Origin of the sequence: Parvularcula bermudensis HTCC2503 (genome assembly GCF_000152825.2) — a bacterium.
Classification (GTDB): domain Bacteria; phylum Pseudomonadota; class Alphaproteobacteria; order Caulobacterales; family Parvularculaceae; genus Parvularcula; species Parvularcula bermudensis.
Map to the genome: position 1 here is coordinate 2,450,228 of NC_014414.1, position 16,343 is coordinate 2,466,570.

The following is a 16,343-nucleotide window of genomic DNA, read 5'->3' on the forward strand; positions in this document are numbered from 1 at the left end:
AATCCACCGCCCCTGATCGAAAGACAAAAAAAAGCGCGCCGCCGGCCTCCGACAACGCGCCTTGCACCTCAGACGACGCTTAGTTGAGGGCGTCTTTCAGTCCCTTACCAGCGGAAAATTTCGGCTGGTTCGACGCTTTGATCTGGATGGTTTCGCCGGTGCGCGGGTTCCGCCCTTCGCGCGCGGGGCGCCGTGAGGAAGAAAACGTCCCGAAGCCCACGATGCGGACATCGTCGCCGTTTTTCAGCGCTTCGGTGATCGCGTCGAAAACGGCATCGACAGTGCGTCCCGCATCGGCCTTGGTGATATCGGCAATAGCAGCAACGCGGTCGACGAATTCATTCTTATTCATTGGAACTCCCATTTTAATCGTTAACCCGTCGCCGACGGTGCGACTGAGGCGGGACCGCGTCAAATCAAAAGATACCGTTTTTCGGGGCTTTACGCCTTGTGTTGCGCTGCGTGCATCATGCAATCGCAGTGGTTAAAAGCATCGTTTCTGATACGGAAATAGACAGGTTTTCTCTGGCATGATGGCCTTAACACCGCCGCTTTGCCGCATGACCGGGGGATATTCGCGTCCAAAGTCGCAACGATTCGGCACAAAAGCCCCCCTTTAGCCCCGCCAAATGAGGGTAGATTTGCACTCCCCCGGCGAGCGCTCTACCTAGTCAGTTGTGTCGATGCCTATGGGTCGCTCATGCCGCCCCTGAACCTCTCCTCCCCGACGATGCCCCACAGGGCCAGAACAGCGCCGGCGGGCGTCACAGCCGTTCTCGGACCGACCAATACCGGCAAGACCCACTACGCCCTCGAACGGATGATGGCCTATGCCGGCGGGATGATCGGCCTGCCGCTGCGGCTCCTGGCGCGGGAGGTCTATGAAAAGCTTGTGGCCCGCCGGGGGGAACGGGCGGTCGCCCTGGTGACGGGGGAGGAGAAGATCATCCCCCGCGCCGCGCGCTATTTCGTCTGCACGGTCGAGGCGATGCCCCTCGAACGAGAGGTCCCGTTTCTCGCCATTGATGAGGTCCAACTCGCCGCCGATCCCGAACGGGGCCGGGTCTTCACCGATCGTCTTCTCCATGCTCGCGGCCAGCATGAGACCCTGTTCCTGGGCTCGGACACGATGCGACCGCTCCTGAAGCGCCTGATCGACGATATCGACTTTGTCAGTCGCGACCGGTTTTCGAACCTGACATTCGCGGGCCACAAAAAGGTCACGCGCCTGCCCCGGCGCTCGGCCATCGTCGCCTTCAGCGCGGACAGCGTCTATTCCATCGCCGAACTTGTCCGTCGGCAACGGGGCGGGGCCGCGGTGGTGATGGGGGCCCTCAGCCCTCGGACCCGGAACGCGCAGGCCGCGCTCTATAACGAGGGTGAAGTCGACTACCTCGTCGCCACCGATGCGATCGGCATGGGCCTCAACATGGATATCGACCATGTCGCCTTTGCCGGCGCGTCGAAATTCGACGGACGGCAGTCGCGACGTCTGCTCCCTGCCGAGGTGGGACAAATTGCCGGTCGCGCCGGACGCCATGTCAGGGACGGAACTTGGGGCACCACCGCCGATTGCCGTCCCCTGCCCGACGACCTGATCGAGCAGGTGACGAACCATCGCTTCGATCCTGTCCAGGCCCTACAATGGCGGAACCCCACCCTGGATTTCCGCTCCCTGCCCGCGCTCCTCCGCGCACTGGAGCAAAAGCCGCCGCGGCCCGAACTGGTGCGCGCGCGGATGGACGATGATGAGGACACTTTGCGGCGCCTGACCCGCCGTCACGACATTCACGACCGCGCGCGGGGCGGGGCGGCCCTCAAGCTGTTGTGGGAGGTCTGTCAGGTGCCTGATTTTCGGAAAGTCACCCCCGATCAGCACGCGGCCATGCTGGGGGAGATCTATCTCCAGCTTCTCGACCGGGGGGAAATCCCCTCGGCGTTTGTAATGACGCAGCTCAAGCGGCTGACCCGCCTCGACGGCGACGTCGATGCCCTGTCGAACCGAATCGCCCATGTGCGGACCTGGACCTATCTGTCCCATCGGGCAGGCTGGCTTGAGAATGCCCCGCACTGGCAGGATGAGGCGCGCGCCCTTGAGGATGCGCTATCGGACACGCTGCATGAAAAGCTCACACAACGCTTCATTGACCGGCGTACCTCAGTTCTGCTCAAGAAGCTCAAAGATGACGCCCCGCTGCTGGCCGGCGTCACCGACGATGGAGAGGTCATCGTGGAAGGCGAATTTGTCGGCCGTTTGCTCGGGTTCCAATTTATTCTCGATCCGCGCGCGAAAGGTCCGCATGCGAAAGCGGTCCGTTACGCGGCATTAAAGGCGCTGCGACCGGAACTCGCCGCGCGGGCGGCGGCCCTGGCGGCGGCGGGTTTTCATGAGTTCTCGCTGCGGGATGGCGGGCTGATCTGGTGGCGCCAATCCGTTGTCGCCCAGCTCGAAAAAGGGCCTCTGCCCTTACGCCCCAATTTCCGTCTGGTGGCCGTCGATCACCTTCCCGCCCAGTGCCTGCCCCGGATCGAGGATCGCATCCGCGCGTTCATCGCCGATCAAGTGGAAAGTCTCGCCTCCCCGCTGGTCGGCCTGCAAAAGGCGGCGAACGAGGTGACCGAGGGTGCAGACATTCTCGGCCCGGGCGCCAGGGGTGTCGCCTTCCGGTTGATCGAGAATTTCGGGGCGGTCTCCCGTCGGCAAATCGCCAGTGAGATCAAGGCTCTTGAACAAGATGAGCGGGCCAAGCTCCGCAAGCTGGGGGTACGGTTCGGCGAATATACAATTCACATCCCAAGCCTTCTCAAGCCGGCGCCGGCGCAGTTTCTGGCGCTTCTCTGGGCGTTGTGGGACGACCAGGATCTCGACAACCTCACGCCGCCCCAGGCGGGCGCCACCTCCGTCGAATTCGACGAGACGCTGCCGCACGCCTTCTATTTTGCCAGCGGCTACCGACCGTCGGGGAAAAGAGCTGTACGGATCGATATGCTCGAGCGGTTAGCAGGAGAAGTGCGCCAAGCGCGAGAAGCCGCCGGGAAGGAAGGGTTTGAGACCACGAGCCGGATGATGAGCCTCGTGGGCGCGTCCGGGGAAGACTTCGAAGGGATCCTCCTGTCCTTAGGGTTCAAGAAAGCAACGATCACAAAAACCGTCCCTAAGCGGACCCTCAGCCTCAAGCCGAAAGAGGAGCGTGGGCCTGCGCGCCCAGCCGACGCGACGGAAGGGGACGCGGCCGAGGGCGAAGCCGCGCCTGCCGATGCCGCCACCGCCGCCCCCGGCGAGGTCACGATCCAGGTGCCCACCACACAGACCCCCCCCGATATGGCGGCCCCAAAGGTAGCCGCAGACTCCGAAGCGCCCGCAGCCGACGGCGCGACAATCCCCCCGTCAGAGGAAGAACTCCCCCCCTCTCCTCAGGCAGCGGCGGTCGAGGCGTCTCCGAAACCGACCGAGGAGACCGAAACGGTGGAGGTCACCGTTTGGCACTGGTCACCGCCGAGGGCCAAGCGCGAGGGAGAACGGCGCGGCAAGCCGAAAGGGAAACGGGGAGACGACGCGCCCACAACCTCCCGCGAGCGCAGCGATCGGGGGCCTGGGGGCAAAGGAAAGGGTAAAGGACAGCGCGGCAAGCCGAAGGATAAGGCTAAAGACCAGGGTCCTCGCACTTTTTCTTCCGGCCCCAAACGATCAGGGAAGGAGCCCGATCCCGATTCCCCCTTCGCGGTGCTCGCCAGTCTGAAAGACAAAAAATAAGGGGTGTCTTGCTTGCCCTTGGCCCGGGCGGCGATTTGGAACCCCAACGGGTCGCCCCATGCCGGGGGCGGCCCCTTCATTAGGAGCTGTGCCATGGTTCGCCCCCTTCGGTCGTTATTGATCCTCTCCGCCTCGGCAGCGCTGATCCCCGCGCTTGCCGCCGACGACCTGACGGTCAGCGCCCTGCATCAAGAAGCAGCCCTGTCAGGCCCTTCCCTCCGCTCACCAAGTTTCTCACCGGATGGGCGCCAGATTACCCTCCTTCGCGGGCGGGAGGACGATGCCCGTACCCTCGATCTTTGGGCGTATGATGTGGTGAATGGCGAGGCCACGATCCTTGTCCGGTCCGACCAGGTGACGGAAACCAGTGGCGATCTGTCCGAGGAGGAAAAGAACCGGCGGGAGCGTCAACGCATCTACGAGACGGGGATTATCAGCTATCAATGGGATGGCGCGGGGGAGAGCATTCTCTTTCCTATTGAAGGCGATGTCTTCCTCTTTGACCTGAACGTCATGGCCCCGCAGCAGATCACCGACACCGAGGCTTTCGAGACTGACCCGAAAATTTCCCCCGCCGGCGGGTTCGTTTCCTATGTCCGGGACAACGAATTGTTTGTCTATGACCTCGATCGACGCAAGGAGCGTCAGGTCACCTTCGGCGCGAGCGACACCGTGCGAAATGCGACCGCCGAATTCGTCGCGCAAGAAGAATTCAAGCGCAACACCGGCTATTGGTGGTCGAGAAACGATGAATATATCGTCTTTACTCAAATCGATGAAAGCCCCGTCGATGAGGTGGAGCGCCTCGATTTTACGCGTGAGGGGACAGAGACGATCACACAGCGTTATCCCTTTGCGGGGACGGATAATGTCGATATCTCCCTTTTTCTCGCCAGACCCGACCGTCGGGGTGTCCGGGAAATCGATCTGGGTCCTGATGACGATATCTATATCATCGATGTCACCTGGCATGGCGGCACCCCTTATGTTCAACGCTTGTCGCGGGATCAAAAGCGCCTCGACCTCCTCCGGGTCGATCCGGCCACGGGGAACAGCACGCTTGTCCTGACCGAGACGAGCGAGACTTGGCTGAATAAGCGTGGTGGCCTCACCTCTCTCGATGATGGCACCTTTCTATGGGAGTCAGAGCGTAGCGGCTACAATCATATCTATCAGTACGATGGAGACGGAACGCTGTTGAGGCAGATCACCAGCGGGGATTGGCCTGTCGCCTCGATCAATTGCGTGAACGAGGGCGAGGCAGGTGGCGCGCTCTATATCACCGCCTCCAAGGATCAAGCGATCGAGCAGCATCTCTTTCGCGTCCCTCTTGAGGGGGGCGCGCCCGAGCAGCTCACCACCGAAGCGGGCTGGCATGGCGGTAGCTATTCGGCGGATTGCAGCCGTCTTATCCATCGCTACTCCTCCATCGATCAGCCCCCTCAGGTGGATGTCCGATCCCCCGGTAAGGACCGCGATTTCTGGCTTGTCGAAAATCGGCTCGATGAGTCTCATCCCTATGCCCCCTATCTAGAGAGCCACCGTCCCTGGACGTTTGGCCACATCGAGGCCGAAGACGGTCAGATGATGGACTACGCCCTGTTGGTGCCCGAGACAGCAAGGGCGGAGACCCCCGCCGCGGCCGTTCAGCTTGTCTATGGCGGACCGAGGGCACAGCTGGTCGCCAATCGCTGGGGGGATCTCTACGCACAGCTCCTAGCCGACCGCGGCTATGTCGTCTTCAAGCTCGACAATCGCGGGGCCTGGAACCGGGGAAAGGCCTTCGAGGATGTGCTTTATCGGCGGATGGGGCAGCCGGAAGTCGTCGATCAGGCGGCGGGGACGAGGTGGCTCTCGGACCGTCCCTTCGTCGATGCCGCGCGTATCGGCGTGCAGGGCTGGTCCTATGGCGGCTATATGACCTTGATGATGCTGGCCCAGAACCCAGATCTCTACCGGGCCGGAGCGTCAGGCGCCCCCGTCAGCGACTGGCGCACCTATGATACTGGGTATACAGAACGCTATATGGGCGACCCCAGGCAAGTGGCGGAGGCCTATGACGCGGCTTCGGTCCTCACCTATCTTGACGGGATCAAAGACGATGCGCTCCTCCTCATTCACGGCATGGCGGATGACAATGTCATTTTTCAGAACACCATCGATGTCATGGCGTGCCTGCAAGAGGCGGGCACTGACTTTACCCTGATGACCTATCCTGGGGAAAAGCACGGGTTCAGGCAGCGGGAAAATCGGCTGCACCGGGATCAAGTGACGCTTCGCTTTTTCGACGAGCGGCTTACCCCGTCGCCATAAGCGCAGCACGTCCGCCCCGGGGCCCAAACCGGCCCCGCCCTGTCAGCTGGTCATCGCCTCTTTCACGACGGCGGCGACCTTTTTCAGGGTGAAGGGTTTTTGCAGATACCCCGCGCCTTTGATCTCGCCCAATTTGTCGCGCATGGCGGTCTCGGCATAGCCGGACATGAAGATCACCTTGACCCCGGCGATCTTGTCCCCGGCTTCTTGGATCAGCGTCGGCCCATCCATTTCCGGCATCATGATATCCGACAGGATGACATCGAAATGACCGTCATCGTCTTCGATGATTTCCAATGCCTCATCGCCATCCGCGGCCTCCACAATATCGTACCCACAGGACCCAAGGGCGCGCACGACCACATTCCTGACGCTCGTTTCATCCTCAACGATCAGGATGCGACCTTTCCCGGTAAGATCTACAACGCGGGAGGCCGCCGCACTTGCCTCATCGATCTGTGGCTGCTCAGGCACGACATCGGCACTGAGAGCAGGCAGGAAGATCAGGAACGTCGCCCCCTCTCCCGGCCGGTTTTTCAAGAAGATCCGCCCCCCCAACTGGCCGATAATGCCGTGGACGGTCGACAGACCGAGACCTGTGCCCTTCCCCTCGCCCTTGGTCGTGAAGAAGGGCTCGAAAATTTTATCGGCAATCTCTTCAGGGACCCCCGGTCCGGTATCGCTCACCTCAATCAGAATATGGTCGATCTCATCGAGGACCGCATAGCCGTAACCAGCGACATCTTCAGCCTTCACCCGCTTTGATGAAATGGTCAATGTACCGCCTTTTTCCATCGCGTCGCGTGCATTGACCGCAAGGTTCATGATCGCAAGCTCCAGCTGCGCGCGATCGACCTTAAAACATCCGACATTTCGGCCGTGCTCAAGGCTCACCTTCACCTTCTCCGTTACATAGCGCTGAACGAAGGGCTGGAACTCAGACAAGACGTCCGAAACCGAGAGAATTTCAGCCTGCAAGGTTTGCTTGCGAGAGAAGGCGAGAAGATTCGAGGTGAGGTTCCGGGCGCGCTGAGAATTCTCCTTAATCTCCACCAGATCCTGATATGACGGGTCCCCCGCCGGATGCCGACGCATCATCAACTCTGTGGCCCCGAGAATGGCTTGGAGGAAGTTATTGAAATCGTGGGCGACACTCCCCGCGATCTTGCCGATCGCTTTGAGACGCTTGTCGTGGGCGTAGTCTTCTTCCATGCGCTTTTGGAACGACACGTCGAGAGCGTATAGGACCGTTTGCCGCGGACCATAGGCCCCGCGACGGCGCTTAATAGGCCGTGCCAATACTTTGAGATTGATGGCCGTTGCCCCCTCACCGATCGTCATGTCGATAGTCTGGGTCAGCGGTTTTTGCGCGCTCTTCACTTTGAGAGCTGCCTGAAGGTCGCGTACGGCCTCACTCGACAGGGTTTCGTTCAGCCGCATCCCCGGCTTCGCACCGAAATAGGACGAGAACAGACGGTTGACACTCGCCAATTTTGCATCGGTGCCGACATCGCCTTCGACAAGAGCCACCCCAATCGGTGCCTCGGTTACATCCCCCGCCGCATCGCTGGTGGCGGTATGCGCGTCCGTCAATTCACGGGGAAGCATCTCGACACAGACAAACCCTTCGCCGAGGCCGGCTTTGGTAAAGGGCGTGAAGACGATGGCCACCGACTGCGACTGATCGTTCTTCCGTGTTCTGACGCGGCTTTCTAGTTCCTCGCCCGTTTCGTCCCATAGGGAAGAGATAATTTCCTTTGCTTCGCCGAGAACGAATTCGGACAAATGCGCATCTCTGATGGACCGGGGGCCGAGGAAGGTGACACCAGCCTTGTTGATCCAGGGCACATTCCCCGATTTTTCAAGGGCGATGACCGGTCGAGGATAATCGTCATAGGCCCGCCGAAAGGTCTCAAGCGCACTTTCGACCGGCAATTCCTTGAGGCGCCAGGCAATATGCTTGCCTTTATCCGACATCGGCCTGACCGATACTTCGAAGCGTCGACGGACCACCGTTTGCTCGGCGGTGGTGCCCATGGTCTGGGTAATCACCTCATCGGCCTCAAGGCCCGATCGGGCGGCCCGGGCGAGGCGGAACATCTTTGAGCTCTCCCCGGCCGCTTGGGCGAAAAGGCGATCAATGCGGGGCGGCAGACCGGTCGTGGTGGTGACCCCCGCCGCCTTGGCGAGTTTGAGATATTGTTGGTTGGCATAAACCACGACCCCGTCGCGGGTGGTCATCAACCGCGCATCGACATCGGCATCGATGAGATTTTCTGCAAGCCCAAGACCGGCCAGCACATTGCGTCCAGCGAGCCCAAGGGCTTCGTCTTGGGAAGCGGTGGCGCGATTGAGCAACATCCCGCTGAGGAGGAGTGGCGAATAGGCGCCCGTCACGGCGGCTGTCCCCAAAATAGCGGCGAAGATCCCCACCCCCGTTGCGAAAATGGCCAAGGTGGGCACGTTCACCCCGCCGGCAACGACCCCGTAAATAAGACTCGCAAAGACAAGGGCGACGGCCGCCCATAGCGCAACGGGCGTCAGCTTCTCAATGAGCGGCTCACCAGAGGCCAAATTATCGTGCACTGGGGTGCTGCTGTAGGGACGTTGGTAATCAGCGTGGGGATCATGCTGATCGACGGCCTCACTAGCCGCGATATGTGGGTCCGGTGCGTCGGCGGGACGGTGCCCTTCGTTTTCGGTCTCCCCTTCGGTTTCTCCGGCGTCATCAGCGGCGGTCGCGTCCATGTCGGCCTCCACTGGGGGAGCCGGGGGCGCACCGAGAAGGCGAGGATCCTTTTGGGACGTTGAGTCCGGCGGCATGGCCTCAACAACGTCGAGAATATCCTCCTCGTCCGTGAGCTCGCCGTCGCCCCCCCGAGCGATTTCGGATTCGAACTCGTCAACCAGTTCGGCTTCGAAGAAGGGGGAGCCCCCGAACTGGTCGGTCAACGACCCGCTGGCCGTTTCGTTTCTCCCTTCCTCGCTTTCATCGACGCGGGCTTTCTTACGGCGGAACAGCGGCAGAGACATGCGGGGCCTTTAGGAGCCGCGCCGCGACGAAGGAGGCGACGGGCTGCGAAAATGAATTATACCTATTCGTCAGGAACCGTATCCGAATCCCTCCCTTAAAGGGTTAACGAGATTCTGATCCTTCGTAAGGGTGTTCAACATGTCAGCTAGTGAGCCCAACACCAAGCGCCCGAAAATTGGCCTCGCCCTCGGATCGGGGGCGGCCCGTGGATGGGCGCATGTCGGTGTCATGCGTGCCCTCGATGAATTGGGCATCGAAGTCGATATTTACGCCGGCAGCTCTGTGGGCGCCCTGGTCTCGGCCGCCCATCTCTTGGGTATCTGGGAACGCTTTTTGGACTGGGCCCGATCGATGAGCCCCGCATCGGCGGTGTCCCTGTTTGGCCTCAATGTCCGGCGGGGCGGATTTATCGACCCCACCCGCGCCTTTGCCGTTTTCAAAGAAGACGACCGGCCGATCGAGGACTTGCCCAAGCCGTGGGCAGCCGTGGCAACCGATCTGGCGACGGGACGGGAAGTCTGGCTCGATCAAGGTTCGGTGCTCGACGCCTGCCGCGCCTCTTCGGCCGTGCCGATGGTCATTCAGGCGGCGCAATATAAGCTTGGGAACCAAGAGCGATGGTTGATCGATGGCGGCGCGGCGAACCCGGTCCCCGTCAATGTCGCCCGCGCCCTTGGCGCAGATCGCGTGATCGCCGTCGACCTCAATGCGGTATCCGTGACCTTGTCGCGGTTCGATCGCCCCCAGACCCGCGCGGTGATCCCGGTGGATGCGATCGAGACGGAAGGCTCAGGCCCCCTCGCCGCGGTACGCCAAGCGATCGGCGGGGCGCGCCGCGACATCGCTCAGCGTATGGCCCTGCAACGCGCCGTCGCCCAAGCCGAACCCCAATTCTTTGAAACCGCGGCCGCCACCCTCGACATCGTGCAGGCGCAATTGGCAGACGCGCGGTCGAAGACGGATATCGCCGATGTCCGCCTCGCCCCCGATCTCAGCTTCGCCTCAGCGGCCGCCTTCGATCAATACGAAGCCTTCGAGCGATTAGGCTATAATGCGGCCATGGCCCAGGCCTCTTCCCTGCTCGCCATGGCGGCGTCCTCGCCAGCGAGCGACCCCCCCGCTCTTGCTGGACGGCAAGAGCCATTGTCTGGACCGTCACACAGCTGATAGGCGGGGTTATGGGAGCATCGCTGATGAAATATGTGATCATGGGGCTAAGCTTGGCGGTCGTCGCGTCCTGTAACGGCGGTCATTCCGATGCGGACACGGCCGCCGCCGCGGAGTCGCAAATGGTGCGCAAATCCGTTATCCAGGATCGCTTTCCCGTCACCGAAAGCCAGTATGATTTCAGCGGGACAATGGCCGCCTTGTTTGAAGCGCTGGATCGTCGCGATTTGACTGTTTTCGCCGTGATCGATCATCAGGCCGGGGCACAATCGGTCGATATGGAGCTGGGCGCCAACAGCCTCGTGATCTTCGGCAATCCCGCCCTCGGCACACCGCTCTTGCAAAGCGAGCCGCTTGTCGGCGCAGAACTCCCCCTTAAGGCGCTCGTCTATGAGCACAATGGCAAGGTCAATCTTGCCCTGTCAGGCGCGCCATTCCTTCAGCGCGCGTATTTGCTGGGGGAGGACGAGGCCATCATCAAGCAAATCGATGAAACCATGCGGTCGATCGCGAGCGAAGCCACAGGCGATCAGTAATCCTCTTCTTCGAAGAGCGCCCCGCCCCGTCGCCACAGATCGGCGATCCCCTCGGCCGTATCCGCCCCCGTCCCCGATTTCGCCGCCAATGCGCCCGGCATGGCTGCTGCGGGGAGAGCGGGGAGAAGGATGGGGCCAGGCAACGCCGCGGCCCTGCCGACCGCCACCAGCTCGCCTGTCGCCAACATGCCAAGCCGCTCGATACAGGCAGGCGCCTGTTCGGGCAGCATTTCTTCGACAAAGGCGACATCCGGCGCCGACGGCAATCGGTGCAGTAGGAAGGTTTGCGCCCTGGACAACATGTCTTCGTCGATGGCGCGGGGATTGACGGCAATTAATCCGAGGGCGGCGCCGCGCTTTCGCGATTGTAGCTCGAATTCACACAACCGTGCGGCACAGAGACTTTCTATTCCGGGGGACGGCGTTGCGGGCATAAACCGCTCCGCCTCCTCGATGACCAGCAAAGTTGGCCGGTCAAGATTGCTCCACTCGGCCACAGCCCCCGCAAGACGCGCCAGGACGGCCACAATCAACCGACTGACGCCGATTTCGATCCCCCCCAATTGCACGACAGTCAGCCCCCCCCCTTTCCCGCCGATATCGAAGAGATCGGTGAGAAGGGCCGGCAGGGTATCCGTGACCGTTGCGGCCCCGAAAACCATGGCTAGCCGCGGATCGGCGATCGAGGCCATGACCCGGGTCCGAAGCCGTTGGTACAAGGCGTTGGATCGACCATCATTGAGCTGTGTCTGCTTATCGATATAGGCAATGAGATCGGTAATCCGATAAGGCACCGGACTGCTCACGGATATTGTCTGCCCGGGGGACCGTTGCCGACCGGCACGCTGAATAAACCGCTGGCGGGCATAGGGCACCGCCTCTTCGAGTATCGACAGCTCTCCTTCATCCGGCGCCCCGCCATTGAGGCTCAGCGCCCAGGCCAATTCTTCGAAGGAAAGCAGCCAATGGGGCAGCTCCTCGGTCGCGAAATCGACAACCTGAGCGGCCTTCCCAAAGCTACGGCTATATTCGTTAAACGGATCGATCAGGACGATCTGCGCATTATACCGAATGCGCAACAGGGCGCGGCCAAGGCTGGCCATGGTGGCGCTTTTCCCCGTGCCCGGCGCCCCAAGAATGGCAAAGCCCCCCGCAAGCAAGCAATCGGGGTCGAGTGTCGCATGCACCTCGTCATGTCCAGGCACGCTCCCCAGACTGACCATCCCCTCATGGTCGCTGCGATAGATTTCGCGGATGAGGGCAGGGTCGGCCAGGACGGCGGGCATCCCGAGGGCAGGGATATTGGTCACCGCCCGTTCGAACCGCAAGCTCTTGTCTTTTCTGGCGAAAAGCGTCCCGACGAGTACCGTCTGAGCAAGCCGCACATCCTCCGTATCGGCATCAAGCCCCGGCGCCGGCTCCTGAATCCCCGTGACGATAGTGACAGTGACGGCGGATCCATCGCCGACAAGGACGATATCGCCGATCTTGGCTTTCTCCCGACCGGCTTTCCCCTCGAGAAGAACGACGAGTTCACTTCCCGAGCTCGCCACGATGCGACCGATACGCCAATCGCCCCAGCTATCCTGCTGGTGGGTGACAATCGTTTCCGCGGTCGCGCTCACGACGCCAATCTTTCATAGGTCTCTGCATGGGCCCCTTCGGCGAGCGGGAGGGCGAACCGCACACGTAATCCGTGGTCGCTGGGAACGGAATAATTGAACCGCCCCCCATTCAATTCGATATAGCTCTTGGCGATGGCCAGGCCGAGTTTCGCCGGATCGAAGCGGCGATACAGCCCCTCATGAATATGGTCGAACACCCTCAAGGCCTCCTCGATCTCCGCCTCTCCATGGACCGCATCGGGACTATCCAGGGAAACGTATATCCAGCGCGCGCTCTTCCCCGCCACGCCCTGCCTTACGGTGAGTCGCATCCGTCCCTCCCCCTCTTCGGGCAGGAGGAACGACACCAAATGACCGACCGCCGCGGCAATTTTATCGGGATCGGCATTTACCGGCGGCAATCTCTCGGGAACATCGATGTCGAGCGACGAGCCCGGCGCTTCTGCCTTTCTCGATGAAACGATTTGCGTGAGGAGATCGACAAGGTCGATCGCCCGCCTTGAAAGCTTGGCACCGCCGCTTTCGGCATCGGCAATCTCTAAAATCGTATTGATATGGGAGAGCAAAAGATCCGAGGACTGTAGGATGTAGTCGAGATAGGTGGCCTGTTGTTCAGGCTCGATCCCGCCCGGCCCTAACTCCTTCAACAAGCCTGCAAATCCGGAGATCGCATTCAATGGCGTGCGAAGCTCATGGTTCATAGAGGCGAGGAAGGCGCCCCGCGCCTGATAGGCCAGTTCCGCCTCAATCTTCGCGGCCCGCAAGGTGACATCCGACTGACGGCGGCGGAGGGCGCGACCGTAATGGGCGGCATACTCCCTTAACAAGGAATTCCGTTCAGGGAGGGATCGTCTGATCGGAAACGCGGTCGGCGCCATGCAAATTCCCTATCCGTCTGCCATTAATCTAACGGCGAGCTTTGTTAACGGAGGGTTAAGGGGTGACGTCGTCGATCACCTCCTCCTTCCGTTGTTCGATCTGACGGACTTCTTCTGATTTGCCCTCCGCGTCGACAGGGGCGTTGGCTTTACGACTCTCTTTTTCCGGCGGGACATAGGAAAGGACACGGTCCCCCGGCTGAAGGCGAATCGGGCTTTCGGCCGTTTGGAAGGTCAGCCCCTGGCGACGCTGCACCATGACGATGATGGCCTCATCGTCGAGTTGTTCAAGGTAACTCTCCGGCGGAAAGGCCTCGGACAGGCGGGTGAATTGGAATTTCCACCCTGCCCAATGACGCTGCAAGAGATCCTCAAGCCCCATTTTGTCCGACAGGAAACTGCGCCCCTGGAGCGCGAATGAGACCGAGGTCCGGCTGTCGTCTTTACCGCCTGCGGATAATTGATAGGTCGAGTTATGGCTTAATTCAGGCGCGAGGTCGGTGCAGACAAGCGAATTATGCGCCTCGTTCCCAGACAGCGCCAGAAGATGGCCATAGCGCACAAACTCAATGTGATGCTCGGAGACCTCCGACAGGATCTCGCCATAATATGTGGGAATCCCCGCATTCCGAGCGCCGCGCAAGGCGCGGTAATTGGGGTCGGTGACCAAGACCGGCACGTCGAGATCGTGGATCTTCTTTGCTAATTCGATCGACCAAGGCGACGCGCCCACGATGAGCACCCCGGGCGGGGCGTCGCTGGCCAGTCCCAAAAGCTTGCCCAAGGGGGCGATGGTGAAACCATGCAGAACGACCGTCGCGAACACCATGGCAAAGGCCAGGGGCACCATCAGCCCCCCCTCTTCAAAGCCGCTATCCGGCCCCATCGAGGCAGCAAACAGCCCTGAAACGGCGACAGCCACGATCCCGCGCGGCGCGATCCAGGCCACCAGGGCGCGTTCGGACCATTTGAGTTCCGTCCCGATGGTCGCGAGGAAAATCGCGGCGGGCCGCACCACGAAGAGCATCACCCCCACGAAGAACATGATTTTAAGGTCGATTTGCCCCAGGATTTGCGGGGTCAGGTTGGCGGTCAGCAGAACAAAGACCCCAGCCACCAGAAGGACCGCGATCGTTTCCTTGAAATGCCTGATCTGATTGATCGAGGGCATTTTGGAGTTGGCCATGGCCACCCCCATCGCCGTGACCGCAAGAAGCCCCCCTTCCTCCTGCAGCAGATTGGCCATCTCAAACGCAAGAAGCACGGCGGACAACAAAATCGGCGCCTTGAGATATTCAGGCGCCCAGCCGCGGCGAAAGACTTCAGCGAGCCCCAATCCGATGAGCACCCCCCACACGACGCACAGAATGGTGCCGACGAACAAACTCCCAAATACTTGGAAGGCGGGAAGAGATTCTCCGTATTGAGTGATGACGAATTCATAGGTGATGACCGCCGCCAACGCCCCGATGGGGTCATTGATGATGCCTTCCCATTTCAACAGAGCGGAAGGTCGGGTCGACAACTTGGCCTGGCGAAGCAGAGGAATGATGACCGTCGGCCCGGTCACGATCATGATACCCGCAAAGAGTATCGCCGTCGGCCAATCGAGCCCGGCAACGTAGTGCCCGGCAATCGCGCCGAACAGCCAGGCAAGCGGCCCGCCGATAAACACGATTTGACCAACCCCGCGGCCAAGCCCCCGCAACTCACTGAACTTGAGTTGCAATCCGCCCTCAAACAAAATGACCGCCACCGCGATTGAAATGATCGGCCGATAGAAATCGCCGAATTGTTCCTCAGGGCGCAGAATACCGAATAGCGGTCCGATGATGAGACCGGCGATCGACATCAGAACGATCGCGGGCATGTTGGTGCGCCAGGCCAGCCACTGGGCGCCAATGCCCAGAATGCCGATGAGCGTCACCGCCAGAACAATATACTCACCCATTCAGGGATTCCTTATGTCGTCGCCGAACCGATCGAGGGGCACCTTTGCAAGGCTCACTTATTCTTGAAGGCCGGTTTCCGTTTCTCCACAAAGGCGGCCATGCCCTCCGCCTGATCTTCGAGAGCAAACACAGCATGGAAGCTCCGCCGCTCAAACAACAGCCCCTCCTGGAGGGAGGTTTCGAAGGCGCGATTGACCGCTTCTTTCACCATCAAGGTCACCGGCCGGGAGAAACCGGCGATCTTTTTCGCCGTTTCAATCGCTTCGCTATTGAGGTCTGCGGCGGGAACCACGCGCGAGACGAGCCCGCATCGCTCTGCCTCGTCCGCCGCCATCATGCGACCGGTGAGGCATAATTCCATGGCCTTGGCTTTCCCCACCGAGCGCGCCAGGCGCTGGGTGCCGCCGGCCCCGGGGATGGCACCGATCGTAATCTCGGGCTGGCCAAATTTGGCCGTATCCGCGGCAAGGATAAAATCGCACGCCATGGCCAGTTCGCATCCGCCGCCAAGCGCATAGCCGGCGACCGCCGCAATGATCGGTTTGCGGCACCGATTGATCTGATCGAAGCCGGAGCTGACCTTATCCTCAAGATACATGGTGGCGAACTCACCAGAGGCCATTTCCTTGATGTCCGCGCCGGCGGCGAAGGCCTTTTCCGATCCGGTGATCACGATCGCCCCGACGGCATTGTCACCCTCGGCCTGTTTGAGCGCGTCGCTGAGTTCGGCCATGAGCTGCGCGTTCAAGGCGTTCAGCGCGTCTGGTCGGTTCAGCGTCACGACCAATACCGCGTCGTCCTTAGCTGTCTCGATCGTTTCGTACATCGATCGCCTCTCCTTTTGCATAAGCTAGATCGTAGGCTGGAGGCGGCTACTACGCGCACCTTCGCCCTGCCTCAAGGGACGCTGGCTGACGTGAGGCCGGCTCACCAATCATAAGGCGGATATCCGTCCCCTGTACGAGGGCAGCCCCCCTAGACGCTGGTGTCAATGTCGCTTACCGGCTAGCACGTCGACAATATGAGGTTCCGAGATGACCGCCCTTATCGTGATTGGCCTTTTCGTGCTTTTGTTTGCAGGCTT

10 protein-coding genes are annotated in these 16,343 nt (G+C 60.9%); 4 read left to right on the plus strand and 6 right to left on the minus strand.

Going from position 1 to position 16,343, the window contains the following annotated elements:
- Positions 1-79: 79 nt before the first annotated feature.
- Positions 80-352: an HU family DNA-binding protein gene (locus tag PB2503_RS11485; protein ID WP_013301426.1), complete on the minus strand. Its 273-nt coding sequence runs from the start codon at positions 350-352 to the stop codon at positions 80-82.
- A gap of 348 nt (positions 353-700) precedes the next feature.
- Here PB2503_RS11485 and PB2503_RS11490 point away from each other — a divergent pair, with 348 nt between their 5' ends.
- A complete protein-coding gene (locus PB2503_RS11490) occupies positions 701-3,754 on the plus strand; it encodes a helicase-related protein (protein ID WP_013301427.1) in 3,054 nt (1,017 codons plus the stop codon).
- 93 nt (positions 3,755-3,847) lie between these two features.
- Positions 3,848-6,067, plus strand: a complete 2,220-nt coding sequence (locus PB2503_RS11495) for a S9 family peptidase (protein WP_013301428.1) — start codon at positions 3,848-3,850, stop codon at positions 6,065-6,067.
- Between the two features lie 42 nt (positions 6,068-6,109).
- Here the strand turns inward: PB2503_RS11495 and PB2503_RS11500 are convergent, their stop codons facing one another.
- Positions 6,110-9,100: an ATP-binding protein gene (locus tag PB2503_RS11500; protein WP_013301429.1), complete on the minus strand. Its 2,991-nt coding sequence runs from the start codon at positions 9,098-9,100 to the stop codon at positions 6,110-6,112.
- A gap of 139 nt (positions 9,101-9,239) precedes the next feature.
- On the opposite strand from PB2503_RS11500, the gene PB2503_RS14135 reads away from it, so the two are divergent.
- Both PB2503_RS14135 and PB2503_RS11510 read left to right on the plus strand, forming a co-directional pair.
- Entirely contained in the window at positions 9,240-10,268 is a 1,029-nt protein-coding gene (locus PB2503_RS14135) for a patatin-like phospholipase family protein (protein WP_013301430.1), read from the plus strand.
- A 26-nt stretch (positions 10,269-10,294) separates the two neighbouring features.
- Positions 10,295-10,804 (plus strand): DUF302 domain-containing protein, encoded by a 510-nt coding sequence (locus PB2503_RS11510; RefSeq protein WP_158305850.1) that lies wholly within the window; start codon positions 10,295-10,297, stop codon positions 10,802-10,804.
- On the opposite strand, the gene PB2503_RS11515 is transcribed toward PB2503_RS11510, so the two are convergent.
- From PB2503_RS11515 to PB2503_RS11530, 4 genes are read right to left on the minus strand one after another with little or no spacing between them, the layout of a single operon-like run.
- Positions 10,798-12,429, minus strand: a complete 1,632-nt coding sequence (locus tag PB2503_RS11515; RefSeq protein WP_013301432.1) for an ATP-binding protein — start codon at positions 12,427-12,429, stop codon at positions 10,798-10,800. The genes PB2503_RS11510 and PB2503_RS11515 overlap by 7 nt on opposite strands.
- On the minus strand, positions 12,426-13,307 hold the full coding sequence (locus PB2503_RS11520) for a sensor histidine kinase (protein WP_013301433.1): 882 nt from the start codon (positions 13,305-13,307) through the stop codon (positions 12,426-12,428). Before PB2503_RS11520 ends, PB2503_RS11515 begins: the two co-directional genes overlap by 4 nt.
- Positions 13,308-13,362: 55 nt before the next feature.
- Positions 13,363-15,258 (minus strand): cation:proton antiporter, encoded by a 1,896-nt coding sequence (locus PB2503_RS11525; RefSeq protein ID WP_013301434.1) that lies wholly within the window; start codon positions 15,256-15,258, stop codon positions 13,363-13,365.
- A 53-nt stretch (positions 15,259-15,311) separates the two neighbouring features.
- Complete coding sequence (locus tag PB2503_RS11530; RefSeq protein WP_013301435.1) at positions 15,312-16,085, minus strand: enoyl-CoA hydratase; 774 nt, start codon at positions 16,083-16,085, stop codon at positions 15,312-15,314.
- Positions 16,086-16,343 lie beyond the last annotated feature (258 nt).